Genomic DNA, 17,796 nt, shown 5'->3' on the forward strand with positions numbered 1-17,796 from the left:
GAGCACATCGAACCGGCGGAGGTTCGATGTGCTCTCGTCGAGATCATACGATTCCGACCGGCGGGGATCAGGACGCCAGAGCGGCCTGACCGGCGACGATCGTGACGGTGTCGTGCTCGACCGAGACGAAGCCGTCCTTGGCCGTGGCGACGATCTTCTCGCCGTCGGTGCCGGTGATGCGCACCTCGCCCTCCGCGAGGATCGCGAGCACGGGCTCGTGACCGGCCATGTAGCCGGCCTCGCCCTCGACGGTCTTGGCGACCACGAGCGTCGCCTCACCAGACCAGACCTCTTCCTCGGCCGAGACCAGGGTGACCTGCAGGGGCATGATCAGCCGTTCTCCTTCTGGATCTGCGCCCACTTGGCCTCGACGTCCGAGATGCCGCCGACGTTGAAGAACGCCTGCTCGGCCACGTGGTCGAACTCGCCCTTGACGATCGCGTCGAACGACTCGATCGTCTCCTTGATCGGCACGGTCGAGCCCTCGACACCGGTGAACTTCTTCGCCATGTAGGTGTTCTGCGAGAGGAACTGCTGGATGCGGCGCGCGCGGGCGACGACGATCTTGTCCTCTTCCGAGAGCTCGTCGACACCGAGGATCGCGATGATCTCCTGCAGCTCCTTGTTCTTCTGCAGGATCTGCTTCACGGCGGTGGCGACGCGGTAGTGCTCGGCGCCGATGTAGCGCGGGTCGAGGATGCGGCTGGTCGAGGTCAGCGGGTCGACCGCGGGGTACAGACCCTTCGACGCGATCTCACGGCTGAGCTCGGTCGTCGCGTCCAGGTGCGCGAACGTCGTGGCCGGGGCCGGGTCGGTGTAGTCGTCGGCGGGCACGTAGATCGCCTGCAGCGAGGTGATCGAGTGGCCGCGGGTCGAGGTGATGCGCTCCTGGAGCACACCCATCTCGTCGGCGAGGTTCGGCTGGTAGCCCACCGCCGAGGGCATGCGGCCCAGCAGCGTCGAGACCTCGGAACCGGCCTGCGTGAAGCGGAAGATGTTGTCGATGAACAGCAGCACGTCCTGCTTCTGCACATCGCGGAAGTACTCCGCCATCGTCAGGGCGGAGAGGGCCACACGAAGGCGCGTCCCCGGCGGCTCGTCCATCTGGCCGAACACGAGGGCGGTCTTGTCGAAGACGCCCGCCTCTTCCATCTCGCCGATCAGGTCGTTGCCCTCACGGGTGCGCTCGCCGACGCCGGCGAACACCGACACACCGCCGTGGTCCTGCGCGACGCGCTGGATCATCTCCTGGATGAGGACGGTCTTGCCCACGCCCGCGCCGCCGAACAGGCCGATCTTGCCGCCCTGGACGTACGGGGTGAGCAGGTCGATGACCTTGATGCCGGTCTCGAACATCTCGGTCTTCGACTCGAGCTGGTCGAAGCTCGGAGCCTGGCGGTGGATGCCCCAGCGCTCGGTGATCTCGATCTTCTCGCCGGGGGCGGCGTTGAGCACGTCGCCGGTCACGTTGAACACGCGGCCTTTGGTGACGTCGCCGACCGGGACCGAGATGGGGCCGCCGGTGTCGCGCACCTCCTGGCCGCGGACCATGCCGTCGGTCGGCTTCAGCGAGATCGCGCGGACCAGGTCGTCGCCCAGGTGCTGGGCGACCTCGAGCGTGATCTCGGTCGACTCGTCGCCGATCGTGATCGTGGTCTTCAGCGCGTTGTAGATGTCCGGGATCGCATCGTGCGGGAACTCGATGTCGACCACGGGGCCGGTGACGCGCGCGACGCGGCCGACGACCTGCGTCGCGGTGTCCTGTGCGGTGAGGCTCATGGCTTCTTCTCTTTCGATGGGGTCTATTTGCCGGACGCGAGGGCGTCCGCGCCGCCGACGATCTCGGCGATCTGCTGCGTGATCTCGGCCTGGCGCGCGTTGTTGCGCAGGCGGGTGTAGTCGGTGATGAGCTTGTCGGCATTGTCGCTGGCCGACTTCATCGCCTTCTGCGTCGCGGCGTGCTTGGCCGCCGACGACTGCAGCAGTGCGTTGAAGACGCGGCTCTGGATGTAGACCGGCAGCAGCGCGTCGAGCACGGACTCCGGGTCCGGCTCGAACTCGTACAGCGGGTACACCTGCGACTTCTCCTGCTCGGTGGATGCCTCGGCCACCTCGAGCGGCAGCAGTCGCACCGTCTCGGGGCTCTGCGTCATCATGCTGACGAACCGGTTGTAGACGAGGTGGATCTCATCGACCCCGTCGTCCTCGCCCCCGCGCGTGAACGCGTCCAGGAGCGTCGCCGAGATGTCCTCGGCCCACGCGAACCGCGGGGTGTCGGTCTCGCCGATCCAGTCCGCGGCGGCCGTGATGCGGCGGAACTGGAAGTAGCCCACCGCCTTGCGGCCGACGAGGTAGAACACCGGCTCCTTCCCCTCGGACCGCAGCAGCTGCGCGAGCTCGAGTCCCTCACGCAGGATCTGCGAGTTGAACGCGCCGGCGAGGCCGCGGTCGGAGGAGAAGATGACGACGGCCGAACGGCGCACCTGCTCCCGCTCGCGGGTGAGCGGGTGGTCGACATCGGAGTAGGTCGCGACAGCCGACACGGCTCGCGTCACGGCCCGCGCGAAAGGCGAGGCGGCACGCACGCGCGCCATCGCCTTCTGGATGCGCGAGGCCGCGATGAGCTCCATCGCCTTCGTGATCTTCTTGGTCGTCTGAGCAGAAGCGATCTTCTGCTTGTAGACCCGGAGTTGAGCGCCCATGAGTTGCGTCCTTCGGCGCCTCAGCCCCGACGGCCCTTGACGATCTTCTCCTGGTTCACGTCCGTCGCGTCGGCTGACTCCTCACTGTCCACGGCGACGATCGACTGGCCCTGGCCCGGCTGGAACTGGGGGATGAAGTCGTCGGTGGCCTTCGTGAGGGCGGCGACGGTGTCGTCGTCGAGCACGTTGGTCTCGCGAAGCGTGTCGAGCACCGAGGTGTTGCGACGCACGTAGTCGATCAGCTCGCGCTCGAAGCGCAGCACGTCCTCGACCGCGATCGTGTCGAGCTTGCCGTTCGTGCCGGCCCAGATCGAGACGACCTGCTCCTCGACGGGGTACGGCGAGTACTGCGGCTGCTTGAGCAGCTCGGTCAGACGCGCGCCGCGCTCGAGCTGGCGCCGGGATGCGGCATCCAGGTCACTCGCGAACATCGCGAACGCCTGCAGCGACCGGTACTGGGCGAGCTCCAGCTTGAGCGTTCCCGAGACCTTCTTGATCGACTTGACCTGGGCGTCGCCGCCGACTCGCGACACCGAGATGCCGACGTCGACCGCGGGACGCTGATTCGCGTTGAACAGGTCGGACTGCAGGAAGATCTGGCCGTCGGTGATCGAGATGACGTTGGTCGGGATGTACGCCGACACGTCGTTCGCCTTGGTCTCGATGATCGGAAGACCGGTCATCGACCCGGCGCCCAGCTCGTCCGAGAGCTTGGCGCAGCGCTCGAGCAGACGCGAGTGCAGGTAGAAGACGTCGCCCGGGTACGCCTCGCGCCCCGGCGGGCGGCGCAGCAGCAGCGACACGGCGCGGTAGGCCTCGGCCTGCTTCGACAGGTCGTCGAACACGATCAGGACGTGCTTGCCGTCGTACATCCAGTGCTGGCCGATGGCCGAGCCTGTGTACGGGGCCAGATACTTGAAGCCGGCGGGGTCGGACGCGGGAGCGGCGACGATCGTCGTGTACTCCAGGGCGCCGGCCTCTTCGAGCGCGCCCTTGACCGATGCGATGGTCGAGCCCTTCTGGCCGATGGCGACGTAGATGCAGCGCACCTGCTTGTCGACGTCGCCCGAATCCCAGTTGGCCTTCTGGTTGATGATCGTGTCGATCGCCAGGGCCGTCTTGCCGGTCTGGCGGTCGCCGATGATCAGCTGGCGCTGCCCGCGGCCGACCGGGATCATGGCGTCGATCGCCTTGATGCCCGTCTGCAGCGGCTCGTGCACGCTCTTGCGCTGCATGACGCCCGGCGCCTGCAGTTCGAGGGCACGGCGGCCCTCGGTCGCGATCTCGCCGAGACCGTCGATCGGGTTGCCCAGCGGGTCGACGACACGGCCGAGGTAGCCGTCGCCGACGGCGACCGAGAGCACCTCGCCGGTGCGGGTGACCTGCTGGCCGGCCTCGATGCCCGCGAAGTCGCCGAGCACGACGACGCCGATCTCGCGCTCGTCGAGGTTCAGGGCCAGGCCCTGCGTGCCGTCCGCGAAGGTGACCAGCTCGTTGGCCATGACGCCGGGCAGGCCCTCGACGTGGGCGATGCCGTCGGCCGCGTCGACGACCGTGCCGACCTCGGTTGCCGCTGCTCCCGTGGGCTCGTATGCAGCGACGAAGTCCTTCAGCGCGTCACGGATGACGTCCGGGCTGATGGAGAGTTCTGCCATTGTCTTCCTTTTGTTCGAGGGGCCTCGGCCCCGAAGTCGCCGTCCTGGGACGGGAAGTCTGTGTCAGCCTGCGAGCCGGAGCCGCAGGTCGCTCAGTCGCGACGCGACGGACGCGTCGATCACATCGTCGGCGATCTGCACGCGCAGTCCCCCGACGATGCTCGGGTCGATGACCGTGTTCACCGAGACCGTGGTGTCGTACTTCGCCGCGAGCATCGCCGCGATGCGGGCGGTCTGCGCGTCGCTCAGGGCCACTGCGCTGGTGACGGTGGCCACCGTGCGGCCGCGCTGGGCCGCCACGATCCGCTCGGCACGCGCGAGCAGTTCGCGCACGCGGCGCTCGCGGGGGCGCTGGACGACGGATGCCGCGATCAGGGCGGTCGCGCCGCTCGCGCGTCCGTTCAGCAGCGACTCGACGAGCGCGCCCTTCGCGTTCGCGTCGCCCAGGCGGCTGCCCAGGGCGAGTTCCAGCTGCGCGTCGTTCGCGACGACCCGCGAGAACGCGAACAGCTCGCCCTCGACGTCGGCGTCCGCGTCGCCGATCGACGCCGCCCGGATCGCGAGCTCTTCGACCGCGTCGACCAGGTCGTCCGCGCTGGACCAGCGCTGACCGGCGACGGTCGTGAGCACCGAGCGCGAGGCCGCGCTCAGCCCGCCGAACACGTCGGCTACGACCTTCTCGCGCGCGGCGACGGCGGCGCCCTGATCGGAAAGCGCCCCGCTCAGCTGCGGCATGTCGGCCAGGGCGCGTCCCGCGGCGAACAGCTCGCCGGCGACACCGAGGTCGACTCCCGACGCGGCGTCCAGGGCCGCGTTCGATGCCGCAAGGGCCTGAGTGGTCGCGCTGCCCATTACTGCGCTGCCTTCTGGGACTCGGATGCCTCGAGCTCGGCCAGGAACCGGTCCACGACCGCCTGCGCCTTCGCGTCGTCCGAGAGCGTCTCGCCGATCACGCCGCCGGCCAGATCCAGCGCGAGCGAGCCGACCTCGCCGCGCAGCGACACCAGCGCGCTCTGGCGCTCGGCCTCGATCTGCGTATGTGCGGCGGCGGTCACGCGACCCGCTTCGGCGGTCGCGGCATCCTTCGCCTCGGCGACGATCTTCTTGGCGTCCTCGCGAGCGGCCTCACGGATCTCGCCGGCCTCTTTGCGAGCCTCGGCGAGCTGTGCGGTGTACTGCTCGAGGGCGACCTCGGCCTGGCGCTGGGCCTCGTCGGCCTTCTCGATGTTGCCCTCGATCGCCTCGGCGCGCTGGTCGAGCATGTCCTGCATGCGCGGCAGCACGAACTTCCAGAACACGAACAGGATCGCGAGGAAGCACAGCGTGCCCCAGACGAGGTCGTAGATCTCCGGTACCAGCGGGTTCGGTTCTGCCTCTGCCGCCGCCAGAGTGACAAGAGCCGGAAGCATCCTGTCTCCTTACGTGAAGAGGCGGATCAGTTGTAGCCGAAGATGAAGCCGGTGGCGATGCCGATGAACGCGAGCGCCTCGGTGAACGCGATACCGATCCACATGAGGACCTGCAGGCGGCCGGCGAGCTCGGGCTGACGCGCGACGCCCTCGATCGTCTTGCCGACGACGATGCCGATGCCGATGGCCGGGCCGATGGCGGCAAGACCGTAGCCGACGGTCGCGATCGAGCCGTTCACTGCGGCCAGAACCGTAGTAGCTTCCACGGGTTTTTCCTTTCGTTGGGTGGGACGGCGCTCGCCGGCCCGCTCAGTGCTCTTCCGCGATCGCGAGCTGAATGTAGACCGCGGTGAGGATTGCGAAGATGTACGCCTGGAGGACGGCCACCAGGATCTCGAAGACGGTGAAGGCGAAGCCGAAGGCGAGGGTTCCCGCGCCCAGCAGGCCCCACAGGCCGCCGGCGGTGAAGAAGAAGAACCAGGTCGCCGAGAAGAACAGCACCAGCATGAGGTGCCCGACCATCATGTTCATCAGCAGACGCAGCGTCAACGTGACCGGACGGATCAGGAACGTCGAGATGAACTCGAGGATCGCCACGAACCACACCAGGAACACCGGGATGCCCGACGGCGCGAACGAGTTGCGCAGGAACTTCTTCGGGCTCTTCTTCAGGCCGGCGTAGATGAACGTCACGTACGAGACGACAGCCAGCAGCAGCGGCACCGCGATGATGGCGGTGCCTGCGACCTGCAGGCCCGGGATGATCCCGGTCAGGTTCATGAACAGGATCATGAAGAAGATCGTGGTCAGGATCGGCAGGAAGCGGTTGCCGTCCTTGCGCCCCAGCAGGTCGTGCGCGATGCCGTTGCGCACGAAGTCCAGCCCCATCTCGACGACGCTCTGGAAGCGGCCGGGAACCAGCTTCATGCGGCGCGTGCCGAGCCAGAAGATGAGGATCAGCGCGACGGTGGCGAGGATCTGGATCAGGTTGATGCGGCTCAGCGCGAAGGGAGTGCCCTCGAAAAGCACGACCGGAGGAAAGAACTCGAGAATCGACGGCGGGTGGAATCCGCCATCGTTCTCCGCGGTTTTCGCAATGATGGTCGCAGCTTGGGTGAACAGCGCTGGCTCCAACTTCGGGGTACCGGCGAGCCGGTACGACGATGATCGATGGGTTGCACACGCCCGATCAGCTCGGACTTCAGACGCGAGCGGGGCGGTGCACGTCTACCCTATCAAACTCAGCGGGCTCTCAAGTTCGCTTCAGCGTCCGTCCGGCGAGGGTGCCTCGTCCTCGGGCGCCTCGGTGGGCAGCTGCGCGGCCACCGCCGGGATGCGCATACGGGTGAGCACGACGATGTCGGTCACGAGCGCGGCGAGCACGCTGGCCACGATCGCGACGAAGAACACGGTGGGCTGGATCCACGGCTGCCCCCGCAGCACGATCAGCACCACGATGAACACGACGAGCTTGAGGATCCATCCGCCCAGCACGATGCCGAAGAAGATCGGCACGTACAGGTCGTCGCCGAACCAGCGGTTGGCGATCAGGATGCTCGCCCCGGTGATGCCCAGGAACAGCGCCGCGAGGATCACGCCGGCGAGCGCGCTGAACAGGCCGGGGGCGCCGGCGACCAGGCAGCCGATGATCGCGCCGATCACGGCGAGCGCGCCGGTGACGACGCCCGACCAGATCAAGGTCGTGCGCAGGACGGGGGTGCTCGTGACGGGGCTCTGCCCGGCGGGCGTGGTCATCGGTGCTCCTGGTTCAGGGCCGGCTCGGCGACGGCGGTCTGCCCGACGGCCTGCCCGGTGTCGGTCGTCGCCGCGCCGGTGGGCGGTGCCGCGGTGTCGGTCGTGGTGGGTGCGCCGTCGCGGGCGATGGATGCCGAAGCCGCCCGCGTGCGATGGTTCGGGATCAGGGTGACCACCACGCAGGCGGCGATGCCGAGGATGCCGAAGGCGACGCCGGCCCAGTACTGCCCGGGCCAGCTGTGGCTGACACCGATATACATGAGCAGGATCGACAGGCCGAGGATCGCGGTCCACGCATAGAAGATCAGCACCGCGGTGCGCGCCGAGTGGCCCATGTCCAGCATCAGGTGGTGCAGGTGCTTGCGGTCGGGAGAGAACGGCGACTTGCCGCCCCAGTACCTGCGGATCACAGCCGACACGAAGTCGATGAGCGGCAGGATCGCCACCGCCACCGGCAGCAGGATGGGCACGAACGCGCCCAGCAGCTGCGAGCGCCCGAACTCGTCGGGGTCGAGCGTGGCCGGGTCGAACTGGCCGGTGATCGCGATCGCGCTGGTGGCCATGAGCAGCCCCAGCACGAGAGCGCCCGAGTCGCCCATGAACAGCTTCGCCGGATGCCAGTTCAGCGGCAGGAACCCGAGGCACATGCCCACGAGCACGGCGGCCACGAACGACGCCAGATTGAAATAGCTGGAGGCGCCCGAGTCGCGCACCACGAAGTACGAGTACGCGAAGAAGATCACGTTCGCGATCAGGCACACCCCGGCGACGAGTCCGTCCAGACCGTCGATGAAGTTCACCGCGTTCATCACGATGACGATCGCGAACACCGTGAGGATGAAGCTGACCGCCGCCGACGGCACCGTCATGCCGCCGATCGGCAGCGAATAGATCTGCAGCTGGCCGAACCACGCGATGATGCCGGCCGCCAGGAACTGCGCTGCCAGCTTGATCATCCAGTCCAGGTCCCACAGATCGTCTGCCAGCCCCACGAGCACGGTGAGCGCGATCGCGGCCAGGATCGCCCACACCGTCCGCGGGTTCGCCCAGAAGATCTGGAAATACGGGGTGAACGCCGACACCGCGAAAGCGGCCACGGCGCCCAGGAACATCGCGACGCCCCCCAGCCGTGGGGTGGGCGTCGTGTGCACGTCGCGCTCGCGGATCGCCGGATACAGCTTGTAGCGCAGGCCGAGCCGCCACACCGCCCAGGAGCAGATCAGCGTCACCGTGGCGGTGAACAGGATCGTGAAGATGTACTGCTTCACCCGGCGTCTTCCGCTTCGACATCGAGGTCCGCCTCGGGCACCGGGTCGGGCTCAAGAACGTCGCCGAGCACGTCGCGCAGGCGGTCGCGGCCGATGGCGCCCTCGCGCAGCACGCGCACGACGCCGTCGCCGCCCACGAGTGCGGTGGCATCGACGATCGTCGAGGACACACCCGTCTCGCTGAACCCGTTGTCGAGGTACACGGCCACGCTGTCGCCGAGCATCCGCTCGGCGTCCTGCGCGGTGATGGCGGCCGGCCGGCCGGTCAGGTTCGCGCTCGAGACAGCGAGCGGGCCGGTCTCTTCGAGCAGTTCGAGGGCGACCTGATGGGCGGGCATGCGCACCGCGACGGTGCCGTGCGTCTCGCCCAGGTCCCACGACAGTGACGCCTGAGCCGGCAGAACGACGGTCAATCCGCCGGGCCAGAACTCGTCGATCAACCTCACGACCGGCTCGGGCGTCTCGGCCACGAGCGCCTCCATCATCCGCCGCCCGGCCACCAGCACCGGCGGCGGCGACTGCCGACCGCGCCCCTTCGCCTCGAGCAGGCGCATGACCGCCGCCGGCGAGAACGCGTCGGCGGCGACGCCGTACACGGTGTCGGTGGGCATGACGATGAGCTCGCCGCGGCTGAGCGCCTGGCGTGCGTGGCGCATACCGGCGAGCAGCTGCGCGGGATCGTCGCAGTCGAAGAGGGGGGACATGTCCCGTCCAGTGTAGCGACGGCCGCCTTGCGCTCACCCCATGGTCACGGCCGTGCAGCGCACGTCACCCGGTCGCGCCCTGTCAGGTCGGGGCGCGTCTGCATGCCGGCCCACCCGTCCGCTTCGAGGATGCCGCGGATCGCTGCGCCCTGCTCCTCGCCGTGCTCGATCACGACGAACCCGCCGGGGCGTGCCAGCCGCAGTGCGACGCGGCTGAGCACGCGCACCACGTCCAGGCCGTCGGCGCCGCCGTACAGCGCCTCGGCCGGATCGAACATCTGCACCTCGGGATCGCGCGGGATCGCGGCATCCGGAACGTACGGAGGGTTGGATGCCACGACATCGACGGTTCCGTCCAGCTCGGCCGCAGCCGTCGCCAGGTCGCCGTGCACGAGGTGCACGTTGGCGGCGCGGTGGCGGGCGATGTTGCGCGCGGCCCACGCGTGCGCCTCGGCCGAGCGCTCGATCGCCCAGACCTCGGCGCGGGGCACCTCGGTCGCCATCGCGAGCGCGATCGCGCCGCTGCCCGTGCCCAGGTCGACCGCGCGCGGGTGCGCGGCCTGGGCGCGTGCGAGCGCGTCGATCGCCAGTTGCGCGAGGACCTCGGTCTCGGGCCGCGGCACGAACACGCCCGGGCCCACCTCGAGCTCGAGGTGGCGGAAGGCGGCCAGGCCGGTGAGGTGCTGCAGCGGCTCGCGGGCAGCGCGCCGGGCGACGAGCTCGCGCAGCCGCGCGGCGGCGTCGGATCCCAGCACGTCGTCGCGGATGTAGGCGGCCTGCACGTCCCCGCGCGACGCGCCGATCACGTGGCCGATCAGCAGCTCGGCGTCGACGACGGGGTCGGGGACTCCCGCGCGGGCGAGGGTGTCGGCGGCGCCGCGCAGCGCCGCCGCCATGCGGACGGGCGCGTGCGCGGGCGCGGGCTCTTCGGTCGAGGTCATGGGCGGATTCGAGCCTACCGGCGGCAGCGGGGTCGGCGGCGGCGCTTCGCGGCATCCCCCGCTCGCCCCGTAAGCTGGAGGACGCGCCCTCGTAGCTCAGTGGATAGAGCGGCGGACTCCTAAGCCGCGCGTCGGAGGTTCGATTCCTCTCGGGGGCACACAGGCGCGCCGCTACGTCCCCGGGCGATCCAGAGCGCGGCCACGACGAGAGCCGCGACCATGAGCACGACGTCGCCGACGGACTTCTCGCCGTGCCGGCGGTGCGCGAAGGTCGCGAAGAACTGGATCAGGGCGAGTCCGATCGCCGGCGGACGCCTAGCTGCGCACCCCCGCGGTCATCGTCATCGGTGCCGACATCGGCGCGGCGAAGAAGTCGTGCTCGTATCGCGCCGACCGCTCGAACGCCCGCCACATCCGCTCACGCGTGGTCGCGTCCGCGGCCGCGGCGCGGGCGGCGACGATCCGCACCGCCTCGCGGGCGCGCTCGGCGAACCCGGCGTCGCCGTACGCCCGCAGCCATTGGCCGTAGCGGTGCCCGGGGCGCGCGTGCGCGAGCAGCCGCTGCCCCACATCCTGGTAGATCCAGTAGCAGGGCAGCACGGCGGCGATGAGCTCGTCGTGATCGCCGCGCCCCGCGCACGCCAGCAGATGATCCAGATACGCGGTCGTGACCGGCGCGGGCTCGGCGCCGAACAGGTCCTCGGGTCCGCTCCACGCCGCGTGCAGCGCCGTCTCCGCAGCCAGCGTCTCGTGCGCCCCGTCGGCCCAGAACGCCTGCTCCGACGCGGACGAGGCCCGGGTGCTCGCCGCGGCGAGCACCCGCGAGTAGTCACGCAGGTACAGGGCGTCCTGCGCAAGATACCAGCGGAACCGCTCGGTCTCGAGAGTGCCGTCGGCCAGCTGCGTGACGAACGGCGACGCGTCGATCCGGCCGCGCAGCTCGCCGATCCGCTCCCACCAGTCCGCGGCGACCTCTTCGGGGGTCGGCGCCGCCGTCGCCCACAGTCGGGCGAAGTGCGAGACCGGGCCATGGCCGTGGCCGACCTGCAGGGCGTCGGCCGCTATCAGGCTCTCGGTCAGCCACTCCTTCGCCCAGCCGATCGCGTCGGCCCACGACTGGCCGCGGGCGCGGCGGGTCGCGACGGCCGAAGAGAGCGAGCACCCCGTGCCGTGCGTGTTCACGGTGGCCACGCGCGGCGCGGTGAACGTGGCGACCGGGCCCGTGGCATCCACCAGCGCGTCCGGCACGTCTTCGCCCGACAGGTGCCCGCCCTTGGCGAGGACGAGGATGCCGCAACCCGCCGCCAGGCGCTGCGCCTGCGCCAGGACCCCGGCCCAGGTCTCGGCCGGCTCGGAGCCGACGAGCACGGCGAGCTCGGGCACGTTCGGCGTGACCAGGTGCGCGTGCGTGAGCAGCTCGCGCAGCGCGGACTCGGCCGCCGCGTCCAGCAGCCGGTCGCCGCTGGTGGCGACCATGACCGGGTCGACCACGACCACCGGCGGGCGGACCTCGGCCAGCCACCGCGTCACCGCGTCGATCGTCGGCCGGTCGAACAGCATCCCGATCTTGACGGCGTCGATCTCGACGTCGTCGCTGACCGCGCGCAGCTGCGCGTCGAGGACGTCGATCGGCGGCACGTGGATGCTGCGCACCCCCGTCGTGTTCTGCGCGACGATCGCGGTGGTCACCGCCATGCCGTAGCCGTGACCGGCCGCGATGCTCTTCAGGTCGGCGTGCAGCCCTGCCCCGCCGGTCGGGTCGGTTCCCGCGATGCTGAGCACCCGAGGGATGCCGCGACTCACCGGGTGCCCCCGTCCCATGCGGCACGCAGCTCGGCGGCGGCCGCCCGCGGGTCGTCGGCGGCGCACACGGCCGAGACGACGGCGATGCCGCAGAACCCCGCCCGCCGCAGCGCGGCGGCGTCGCCGGCGCCGATGCCGCCGATCGCCACCGCCGGCAGGCTCACGAGCCGAGCCAGGCGCCCGGCCGCATCGACGCCGATCGGCGCCGGCGCGTCCGCTTTGGACGTCGTGGCGTGCACGGCACCGATCCCGACGTAGTCGATCCGCGCCGGATCGGCGGCGGCGTCGGCCAACTGGGCGGCGGTGGCCGCACTCAGCCCGATGACAGCGTCGCCGCCGACCAGCCCGCGGACGTCGACCGCGGTCAGGTCGCCCTGCCCGACATGGACGCCGTCCACCCGCACACCCCGGGCGCGCGCAGCGAGGTAGACATCGATCCGATCGTTGATCAGCAGCGCGACCCGATCGGGGAGGCGCTGCGCGAGCGCGGCGGTGAACGCCAGCACGTCGCGGGCCGGCGCGTTCTTCTCGCGCACCTGGACGGCACTCACGCCTCCGGCGACGGCTGCGGCCACGGCATCCGTCCGCTCTCGTCCGCCGCGACGCAGCTGCGCGCCGTCGGTGATCAGGTACAGCGAGAGGTCGGGGTTCACCGGATCCTCCCGTCGACGATGTCGTCGGCGGTCACGGCGTGCAGCTCGTCGATCAGCGCCACGGCGAACGACCCCGGGCCGGTCGACCGGGCCGCGGCGCGCTCGGCGGCCACGGCATACGCCGCGCTGGCGGCCACGGCCGCGCCCAACGGGTCGTCGGCGACGCCGGCGAACGCGCCGACGACACCGCCCAGCGCGCAGCCGGCGCCGGTCATCACGGTCAGCAGTGGGCTGCCGCCGGCGACCCGGACGATCCGGTCGCCGTCGGTGATCAGATCCACCTCGCCCGAGACCGCGACGACCGCGCCGGTGGTCTGCGCGAGGTCGACGGCGGCATCGCGCGCGGCGTCGGGACCGTCGACCGAGTCGACGCCCTGCCCTCCCGATCCGGCACCGGCGAGCGCGCGGATCTCGGAGCCGTTGCCGCGGATCACCGCCGGGCGGTGCGCGAGCAGCTCGCGGGCGAACTCGGTGCGCAGCGTCAGAACGCCGACGGCGACCGGGTCCAGCACCCAGGGGGTGCCGGCGATCGCGGCGGCAGTCACCGCCTCGCGCATGGCGGCCCGCTGCTCGGCGTTCGGCGTGCCGAGGTTGACGAGCACCGCCGAGGCCACCCGGGCGAGCTCGCCGGCCTCGGTGGGCACGTCGGCCATCGCGGGACTCGCGCCGATCGCGAGCAGAGCGTTGGCGACCAGGTTCACGGTGACCGGATTGGTCAGGCACTGCACGAGCGGGCGGTGCTCCCGCACCCGCGGCAGAAGACCGGCGGCCCGGTCGACGACATCAATGAGCGTGCGCGTCATGCGCGACATCCCTTCGCTAGTACGAGCTAGATCAGGTTCGACGGGTGTTCTCTCAGCCCTGAGCCCAGGGCACCCCGTGTCACGTGTTACCAGCCACTGTAGCCGCCCCCGCACAGGCCCCGATGCCCGTGTGAATCCCCTCACAAAGCGTCCAGGGGGTTGCATCGCGTGGCCGATCGCGGAATCGTGGCCGGTTCCGAGAGGACTTACGGAAGGAGAGCATCATGCTCACACTGACCGAGAACGCCGCCACCGCGGTGAAGACGATCGTCGCGCGCGGAGCGGATGCCGAGACCGCCGGGCTTCGCATCCACGGATCGGACGATCCCGCCCAGGGATTCGCGCTGACCCTCGCGGTCGCGCCGGAGACGAGCGACGAGATCGTCGACGAGTCGGGCGCTCGGGTGTTCCTGGACGCCGACGCCGCCACGGCGCTGGACGACCAGGTGCTGGACGCCGAGGTGGATGAGGCGGGTGCCGTGCACTTCGCCCTCGCCACGCAGCGCTGACGCGAGCACGATCCCGAGGGGGTTTCGGCCGACGGCCGGGACCCCCTCTTCGCGTCCGGCGACAGGCGGGCCACCCGAGTCCGCGCTCGCCACCGCGAAACGCAGGCGCGAACGCCGAACGAGACAGCGAACACCGACAAGACACGGCGAGCGCGCGGCCCCGGGCGCACAGTGCCCGACCGCGAGCGGCTACTGGAAGTCGCGGGAGCGGTGCGTCACGCCTACGCGCAGGTCCTCGAACGCGTCGGCCACGAGGTTCGTGACCCCTTCGACCGAGCGCTCCACGGTGCCGCGCACGATCAGCGCGGGCGAATCGCGCACCACGCGCCGGTAGCGCTGCCAGGCTCCCACCGAGCACACGATGTTGACGAGACCGAATTCGTCTTCAAGGTTCAAGAACGTGACACCGGATGCCGTGGCCGGCCGCTGCCGGTGCGTCACGAGTCCTGCGACCTCGATGCGACGCCCGGGTTCGTGCTGCCGCAGCCCGTTCGAGGTCAGCACGCCGCGCGCATCCAGCTGAGAGCGGAAGTGCGTCATCGGGTGGTCGTCGGTCGAGATGCCGGTCGCCCACAGGTCTGCTGCGAGCCGCTCGTAGCTCGACGGGTCGCCGAACAGCGGCGGCTGCACCGACACCATCGAGTCGGGCAGGAACTCGGCGCGGTCCTGCGCGGCGGAGCCGGCCAGCCAGATCGCCTCGCGGCGGCGCAGCCCCAGGCAGTCGAACGCCCCGGCGGTGGCCAGCGCCTCGAGCTGCGCCGTGTTCATCCCCACCCGCCGTACGAGGTCGCGCATGTCGCGGTAGCGCCCGTGCACGTCGCGTTCGGCGACGATCTTCTCGGCCAGCTCCTGTCCGATCCCCTTGACCGCGGCCAGGCCCAGCCGCACCTCGAACATCCCGTCGCGGCGATGTGCGGCGGATTCGTCCGGCGCGTCCCGATCGAACGGCCCGACCGGTGGCTGCTCGGGCTCGAGGCACGCGTCCCGGCCGGTGGGACCGGGTTCGCTCACGACCTCCATGACCGCGTGCACCCCCGACAGATGCAGGTCGGGGCGGCGCACCTCGACCCCGTGCCGCCGGGCGTCGGCGACCAGCGTCGCCGGCGAATAGAACCCCATGGGCTGGGCGCGCAGCAGCCCGGCCAGGAACGCAGCCGGATAGTGCAGCTTCAGCCACGAGCTGGCATAGACCAGCAGCGCGAACGACAGCGAATGCGACTCGGCGAACCCGAAGTTCGCGAACGCCTGGATCTTCGCATAGATCGCGTCCGCGGCATCCCCCACCAACCCGTTGCCGGCCATGCCCGCGTACAGCTTCTGCTTGAGCGACTCGATCCGCTCCACGCCGCGCTTGGAGCCCATCGCGCGGCGCAGCAGGTCGGCGTCCTCGCCGGTGAGCCCGCCCACCGCCATGCCCATCTGCATGAGCTGCTCCTGGAACACCGGGATGCCGAGGGTCCGCTCGAGCACCGGCTCGAGCTTGGGGTGGGCGTAGGTCACCTTCTCGCGCCCGAGCTTGCGGCGCACGTACGGGTGCACCGCTCCGCCCTGGATCGGGCCGGGCCGGATCAGTGCGATCTCGATCACCAGGTCGTAGAACTCCCGCGGCTGCAACCGGGGCAGCAGCCCCATCTGTGCGCGCGACTCGACCTGGAACACCCCGATCGAGTCGGCCCGGCACAGCATGTCGTAGACGGCCGCCTCTTCTTTCGGGATCGTCGCCAGCTCCCACGCCTCCCCTGTCGACGCGCGCACCAGATCGAACGTGTACTGCAGGGCGGCGAGCATGCCCAGGCCCAGCAGGTCGAACTTGACCAGGCCCATCCAGCTCGCGTCGTCCTTGTCCCACTGGATGATCGTGCGGTCCTGCATGCGCGCGTGCTCGATCGGCACCACCTCGCCGACGGGCCGCTCGGTCAGCACCATGCCCCCGGAGTGGATCCCCAGGTGACGCGGCGCCTTCAGCAGCTCTTCGGCGTACGCGATGACCTGGTCGGGGATGTCGTGCCCCTCGGCGGTCGACAGCGACGCCCCCCAGCGCTCCACCTGCTTCGACCAGGCGTCCTGCTGGCCGGGCGAGGCACCCAGCGCCCGGGCCATGTCGCGGATCGCGTTCTTCGGCCGGTACTGGATGACGTTGCACACCTGCGCGGCCCGCTCGCGGCCGTACTTGTCGTACACCCACTGGATGATCTCTTCGCGCCGGTCGGAGTCGAAGTCGACGTCGATATCGGGCTCCTCTTCGCGCATGCTCGACAGGAACCGCTCGAACGGCAGGTTGTAGCGGATCGCGTCGACGGCCGTGATGTCGAGCAGGTAGCACACGGCGCTGCTGGCGGCCGATCCCCGCCCCTGGCACAGGATGCCGCGGCGTCGCGCCTCATGCACGATGCCGTGCACGATCAGGAAGTACCCGGGGAAGTCCTTCTGCTCGATGACGTCGAGCTCGTGCGCGATGCGCTCCCGATCCTTCTCACGCAGGTGCGGGTACCGGCGCGGCACCGCGTCCCACACCAGCTGCCGCAGATGCGACATGGGCGTGCGCCCCTCCGGCACGGCGAGCTTGGGCAGCGCGGGTTTGGCCGAGCGCAGCGGGAAGGCCAGCTCGTCGGCCAGGGCCACGGTGCGCGCCACCGCTCCCGGGTAGCGCGCGAACCGTCGCTGCATCTCGGCGCCCGAGCGCAGATGGGCGGCGCCGTGGGCAGGCAGCCACCCGTCGAGCTCGTCAAGACTGCGATTCGCCCGCACGGCGGCGACCGCCGCGGCCAGGTGCCGCCGCTGCGGGTCGGCGTAGTGCACGTTGCCCGTGGCGATCAGCGGCAGACCGCGGTCGGCGGCAAGGGCTGCGAGCAGGTCGTTGGTCGCGGCATCCAACGGCTCGCCGTTGTCGATCAGCTCGACGCTGACGGCGTCCCTTCCGAACAGCGCCACGAGGCGGTCGAGTTCGGATGCCGCGGCCTGCGCGCCGCCGGTGAGTCCTCCGTCGGCGAGGGCACGGCGCACGGCGCCCTTGCGACAGCCGGTGAGGATCGCCCAGTGTCCGTCCGCCTGCGCGGCGAGCTCCTCGAGGTCGTAGACCGGGCGGCCCTTCTCGCCGCCGCGCAGCTGCCCGTGCGTGATCGCCGACGCCAGCCGGTGGTAGCCCTCCTGCCCGCGCGCCAGCACGAGCAGGTGGGCGCCGACAGGGTCGGCCTCGCCCTTCTGCGGCTTCGGCAGCTCGAGCGACAGCTCTGCGCCGTACACGGTCTTCACCTGACGGTCCTGCGCGGCCTCGGCGAAGCGCACGATGCCGTAGAACCCGTCGTGGTCGGTGATCGCCAGCGCGTGCAGGCCGAGCCGCTCGGCCTCTTCGACGAGCTCTTCGGGCGAGGACGCCCCGTCGAGGAACGAGAACGACGAATGCGCGTGCAGCTCGGCGTACGGCACCGCATCGGCCGGGCGCTCGATCGGCGGCGGCACGTACGGACCTCGCTTGTGCGACCAGGCGGGGCTGTCGCCGCCGTCGGCGTCGGCGGGGACCGGCCGCGGCCGGCGCCGGTCGCTGAGCACGCGCTCGAGCTCGGACCACGGGACCGACGGATTGTCGAAGCCCAT

At 70.5% G+C, this 17,796-nt stretch carries 17 protein-coding genes, 1 tRNA gene and 1 riboswitch; of the genes, 2 read left to right on the forward strand and 16 right to left on the reverse strand.

Translation table 11 applies throughout. The annotated features are described in order from the left end of the window. Positions 1-67 precede the first annotated feature (67 nt). The 12 genes from AC3RX0_RS12830 to prmC all read right to left on the reverse strand — a co-directional run bounded on the left by AC3RX0_RS12830 (position 68) and on the right by prmC (position 10,434). Positions 68-328, reverse strand: a complete 261-nt coding sequence (locus AC3RX0_RS12830; RefSeq protein ID WP_491506391.1) for a F0F1 ATP synthase subunit epsilon — start codon at positions 326-328, stop codon at positions 68-70. Between the two features lie 2 nt (positions 329-330). Further along, positions 331-1,779, reverse strand: coding sequence for a F0F1 ATP synthase subunit beta (gene atpD, locus AC3RX0_RS12835; protein ID WP_491506392.1), 1,449 nt, complete (start codon positions 1,777-1,779; stop codon positions 331-333). A 23-nt stretch (positions 1,780-1,802) separates the two neighbouring features. Then, positions 1,803-2,702, reverse strand: a complete 900-nt coding sequence (locus tag AC3RX0_RS12840; RefSeq protein ID WP_491506393.1) for a F0F1 ATP synthase subunit gamma — start codon at positions 2,700-2,702, stop codon at positions 1,803-1,805. A gap of 20 nt (positions 2,703-2,722) precedes the next feature. Continuing rightward, a complete protein-coding gene (atpA, locus tag AC3RX0_RS12845) occupies positions 2,723-4,357 on the reverse strand; it encodes a F0F1 ATP synthase subunit alpha (protein WP_491506394.1) in 1,635 nt (544 codons plus the stop codon). A gap of 63 nt (positions 4,358-4,420) precedes the next feature. Next, on the reverse strand, positions 4,421-5,209 hold the full coding sequence (locus tag AC3RX0_RS12850; RefSeq protein ID WP_491506395.1) for a F0F1 ATP synthase subunit delta: 789 nt from the start codon (positions 5,207-5,209) through the stop codon (positions 4,421-4,423). After that, complete coding sequence (locus AC3RX0_RS12855) at positions 5,209-5,766, reverse strand: F0F1 ATP synthase subunit B (RefSeq protein WP_491506396.1); 558 nt, start codon at positions 5,764-5,766, stop codon at positions 5,209-5,211. The genes AC3RX0_RS12850 and AC3RX0_RS12855 overlap by 1 nt, the downstream gene beginning before the upstream one ends. A 26-nt stretch (positions 5,767-5,792) precedes the next feature. After that, positions 5,793-6,032 (reverse strand): ATP synthase F0 subunit C, encoded by a 240-nt coding sequence (gene atpE / locus AC3RX0_RS12860; protein ID WP_029146158.1) that lies wholly within the window; start codon positions 6,030-6,032, stop codon positions 5,793-5,795. A gap of 43 nt (positions 6,033-6,075) precedes the next feature. Continuing rightward, entirely contained in the window at positions 6,076-6,888 is an 813-nt protein-coding gene (gene atpB / locus AC3RX0_RS12865; RefSeq protein ID WP_491506859.1) for a F0F1 ATP synthase subunit A, read from the reverse strand. A 141-nt stretch (positions 6,889-7,029) separates the two neighbouring features. Then, a complete protein-coding gene (locus tag AC3RX0_RS12870; protein ID WP_491506397.1) occupies positions 7,030-7,521 on the reverse strand; it encodes a Cg1360 family ATP-synthase-associated protein in 492 nt (163 codons plus the stop codon). Then, a complete protein-coding gene (locus AC3RX0_RS12875; RefSeq protein WP_491506398.1) occupies positions 7,518-8,789 on the reverse strand; it encodes an MraY family glycosyltransferase in 1,272 nt (423 codons plus the stop codon). Before AC3RX0_RS12875 ends, AC3RX0_RS12870 begins: the two co-directional genes overlap by 4 nt. Next, positions 8,786-9,493 carry an L-threonylcarbamoyladenylate synthase gene (locus AC3RX0_RS12880; protein WP_491506399.1) on the reverse strand — a complete coding sequence of 236 codons (708 nt, stop codon included), beginning with the start codon at positions 9,491-9,493 and terminating at the stop codon, positions 8,786-8,788. The genes AC3RX0_RS12875 and AC3RX0_RS12880 overlap by 4 nt, the downstream gene beginning before the upstream one ends. A 44-nt stretch (positions 9,494-9,537) precedes the next feature. Continuing rightward, positions 9,538-10,434, reverse strand: coding sequence for a peptide chain release factor N(5)-glutamine methyltransferase (gene prmC / locus AC3RX0_RS12885; RefSeq protein WP_491506400.1), 897 nt, complete (start codon positions 10,432-10,434; stop codon positions 9,538-9,540). Between the two features lie 85 nt (positions 10,435-10,519). Between prmC and AC3RX0_RS12890 the strand changes: the two genes are divergently transcribed. Next, a tRNA-Arg gene (locus tag AC3RX0_RS12890) sits at positions 10,520-10,592 on the forward strand. Between the two features lie 157 nt (positions 10,593-10,749). Here the strand turns inward: AC3RX0_RS12890 and AC3RX0_RS12895 are convergent. From AC3RX0_RS12895 to thiM, 3 genes are all read right to left on the reverse strand, one after another. After that, complete coding sequence (locus tag AC3RX0_RS12895) at positions 10,750-12,237, reverse strand: bifunctional hydroxymethylpyrimidine kinase/phosphomethylpyrimidine kinase (RefSeq protein WP_491506401.1); 1,488 nt, start codon at positions 12,235-12,237, stop codon at positions 10,750-10,752. Then, positions 12,234-12,890, reverse strand: coding sequence for a thiamine phosphate synthase (gene thiE, locus AC3RX0_RS12900; RefSeq protein ID WP_491506402.1), 657 nt, complete (start codon positions 12,888-12,890; stop codon positions 12,234-12,236). Before thiE ends, AC3RX0_RS12895 begins: the two co-directional genes overlap by 4 nt. Further along, the gene (thiM, locus tag AC3RX0_RS12905; RefSeq protein ID WP_491506403.1) at positions 12,887-13,702 is read right to left on the reverse strand and encodes a hydroxyethylthiazole kinase; all 816 of its coding nucleotides are present in this window, start codon (positions 13,700-13,702) and stop codon (positions 12,887-12,889) included. Before thiM ends, thiE begins: the two co-directional genes overlap by 4 nt. Next, a riboswitch (TPP riboswitch) is annotated at positions 13,685-13,780 on the reverse strand. It overlaps the preceding gene by 18 nt. A gap of 137 nt (positions 13,781-13,917) precedes the next feature. Here thiM and AC3RX0_RS12910 point away from each other — a divergent pair. Continuing rightward, a complete protein-coding gene (locus AC3RX0_RS12910; protein ID WP_491506404.1) occupies positions 13,918-14,202 on the forward strand; it encodes a Fe-S cluster assembly protein HesB in 285 nt (94 codons plus the stop codon). 189 nt (positions 14,203-14,391) lie between these two features. Here the strand turns inward: AC3RX0_RS12910 and AC3RX0_RS12915 are convergent, their stop codons facing one another. Beyond that, on the reverse strand, positions 14,392-17,796 hold the full coding sequence (locus AC3RX0_RS12915; protein WP_491506405.1) for an error-prone DNA polymerase: 3,405 nt from the start codon (positions 17,794-17,796) through the stop codon (positions 14,392-14,394).

It is taken from the genome of Microbacterium sp. W1-4-2 (assembly GCF_058349885.2).

Excerpts from the sequence above, each read along its gene's own strand:
- atpD (WP_491506392.1), bottom strand. The coding sequence starts at position 1,779 with ATGAGCCTCACCGCACAGGACACCGCGACGCAGGTCGTCGGCCGCGTC.
- AC3RX0_RS12870 (WP_491506397.1), bottom strand. The coding sequence starts at position 7,521 with ATGACCACGCCCGCCGGGCAGAGCCCCGTCACGAGCACCCCCGTCCTG.
- AC3RX0_RS12840 (WP_491506393.1), bottom strand. The coding sequence starts at position 2,702 with ATGGGCGCTCAACTCCGGGTCTACAAGCAGAAGATCGCTTCTGCTCAG.
- AC3RX0_RS12880 (WP_491506399.1), bottom strand. The coding sequence starts at position 9,493 with ATGTCCCCCCTCTTCGACTGCGACGATCCCGCGCAGCTGCTCGCCGGT.
- AC3RX0_RS12830 (WP_491506391.1), bottom strand. The coding sequence starts at position 328 with ATGCCCCTGCAGGTCACCCTGGTCTCGGCCGAGGAAGAGGTCTGGTCT.
- AC3RX0_RS12855 (WP_491506396.1), bottom strand. The coding sequence starts at position 5,766 with ATGCTTCCGGCTCTTGTCACTCTGGCGGCGGCAGAGGCAGAACCGAAC.
- atpA (WP_491506394.1), bottom strand. The coding sequence starts at position 4,357 with ATGGCAGAACTCTCCATCAGCCCGGACGTCATCCGTGACGCGCTGAAG.
- AC3RX0_RS12850 (WP_491506395.1), bottom strand. The coding sequence starts at position 5,209 with ATGGGCAGCGCGACCACTCAGGCCCTTGCGGCATCGAACGCGGCCCTG.
- AC3RX0_RS12910 (WP_491506404.1), top strand. The coding sequence starts at position 13,918 with ATGCTCACACTGACCGAGAACGCCGCCACCGCGGTGAAGACGATCGTC.
- thiM (WP_491506403.1), bottom strand. The coding sequence starts at position 13,702 with ATGTCGCGCATGACGCGCACGCTCATTGATGTCGTCGACCGGGCCGCC.
- AC3RX0_RS12915 (WP_491506405.1), bottom strand. The coding sequence starts at position 17,796 with ATGGGCTTCGACAATCCGTCGGTCCCGTGGTCCGAGCTCGAGCGCGTG.
- prmC (WP_491506400.1), bottom strand. The coding sequence starts at position 10,434 with ATGACCTCGACCGAAGAGCCCGCGCCCGCGCACGCGCCCGTCCGCATG.